This is a genomic window from Nitrosophilus sp., assembly GCF_982775275.1.
Window position 1 is genome coordinate 1,790 of sequence record NZ_CEXZHP010000151.1, and the last position, 1,956, is coordinate 3,745.

The 1,956-nt window shown below is 26.4% G+C and carries 3 protein-coding genes; all 3 read left to right on the plus strand.

Annotated elements, in window-relative coordinates; all coding sequences use genetic code 11:
* Positions 1-1,137, plus strand: a 1,137-nt coding sequence (locus tag AC30RD_RS07210) for a TonB-dependent receptor plug domain-containing protein (protein ID WP_489493745.1), incomplete at its 5' end; no start/stop codon positions are given.
* Positions 1,137-1,646, plus strand: coding sequence for a hypothetical protein (locus tag AC30RD_RS07215; RefSeq protein ID WP_489493747.1), 510 nt, complete (start codon positions 1,137-1,139; stop codon positions 1,644-1,646). The genes AC30RD_RS07210 and AC30RD_RS07215, both read left to right, overlap by 1 nt.
* Positions 1,639-1,956, plus strand: a 318-nt coding sequence (locus AC30RD_RS07220) for a hypothetical protein (protein WP_489493748.1), incomplete at its 3' end; no start/stop codon positions are given. The genes AC30RD_RS07215 and AC30RD_RS07220, both read left to right, overlap by 8 nt.

The following is a 1,956-nucleotide window of genomic DNA, read 5'->3' on the forward strand; positions in this document are numbered from 1 at the left end:
ATCGAAACAAATATTGGCTTAAAACAGTATATATGGGATGGGGAGTTTAGAGTTTATCCGGCAGATTTAAATCCAACAGCAGATCCAAACAGGGATCTTATAGTTGGAGCCTATATCAAAGAAAGAGAATTTTTCGCAAATCTAATCTTAAAATATTTAACAAAAAAGCATAATATCACTTTCTTAACCCAATATAAATACGCTAAACCATACGATTTTTATTATCTTCAATATTTAGCTACCCAGTCGCCCAAAAAATTTACCCAAGAAAATAATTTTATTAAAGAGGGAATTTATAGAAAAATATACTCCATTGCATTAAAAGATATGATAATTTTAAAAGATTTTTTATCCTTGGATTTTGGTTTAAGGGCTGATCATTATAGCGATTTTGGAAACAATTTGTCCTATAAAGGGGGATTTGTATATAACTTTACGCAAAAAGACACAATTAAACTTTTATATAGCCACTCTTTTCGGGCACCTTCTTGGATAGAACTATATTCAAAATCTGCAGCGGAATTTAACGGAAACGAAAATTTAAATCCTGAAAAAATATCGTTAGTCGAGATACAATATCTTAAAAAAATAACTCCAAAAGATATTTTTAAATTTAACTTTTATACGGGAAAAATAAAAGATAATATCGATAGGTTTTATGATAAAACAACCGGTAAAAGAGTTTATGAAAATTTAGGAGATTTGGATATAAAAGGAGTGGAAGCGAGCTATACCAAAATCTTTAATAAAAACAGATTTTACCTATCTGTTAGCAAAAACGACAATAGATCCGATTTTAACGAATATCTTGGAGCAAGAGAAATTTTAGTCAAAAGTTATCTTGAGCTTATTTTTGATAAACTTAGCTCCTTTACGTTGTTAAATTATGGAAGTAAAATAAAAACTCCTCCCACTATTGAGGATGTTGATCCTTTTTTCTCACTGGATCAAATTTTTTCTTTGAACTATAAAGATTTTTACATTACTTTTGGTATAAAAAATTTGACAAATCATAAAAACTATTTTTGGATTCAGCCAACAGATATTATTATGGGTAGATATATGTTTGTTCCAATTGAGGCAAAAGTGCCAAGCATTGGGCGAGAATATTTTATAAGTTTCAAAAAGAGTTGGTAATGAAAAATTTCTTTCTTGCCCTTATATTTATAGTTAGTTCGGTTTTTGCGTTAGATAAAAACCTTTTAGAATTGGAAGCTAAACTATATACAAAAATCATATTATTAGATAAAGATTTAAAAAATAAGATATCGAAAGACAAAAAGATAGTAATAAATATAATTTATGACGATTTGCATAAAAAAGACGCTTTGTATTTTAAAAAAATTCTTGATAACAAAAAATTGCATAGTTATGAAGTGAAAGTAGTTTTAAATAAAAGCATACCAAAAAACACGCCTACTGCTTATATTATAATCACATCTCAAAAAAATGCTCAAAAACTTTTGGATGTATTAAAAAATAAAAATAGATTGATTTTTTCCACAAAACCGTCAAATATTTGCTGTAGTTCGGTATCTATATATGTAGGTCCAAAAATTTATCCTTTGCTAAATCCAAAAATTTTAAAAGAGACAAACATAAAACTAAATCCAATAATTTATAAAGTGGCAAGATTTTATGAGTAGGGGTATATCTTTAAAAAAAATTATTATATTTACGATTTTTGCAAACCTTTTTATTTTTTTGTTTTATATAATTGCCGATTTAAGGATAATAGATAAAACATTAAATTCTATGGAAAAAGACAAAATCGATGCTCTTGTAAAAAACAATATAGATACTTTATCTTCTCTATACTATTTTAAATTTAACGACGAATTAAAAGAGATTATTCAAAATATTAAAAAAAGCGGCGAAAATATTGTTGATATAAAAATCTCTTCAAAAAAAATAGAATCAAAAAATTATAAATCCTATCCTTTATTGCATAACGGC

Coding starts and splice junctions, on each gene's coding strand:
- AC30RD_RS07215 (WP_489493747.1), top strand. CDS start 1,137: ATGAAAAATTTCTTTCTTGCCCTTATATTTATAGTTAGTTCGGTTTTT.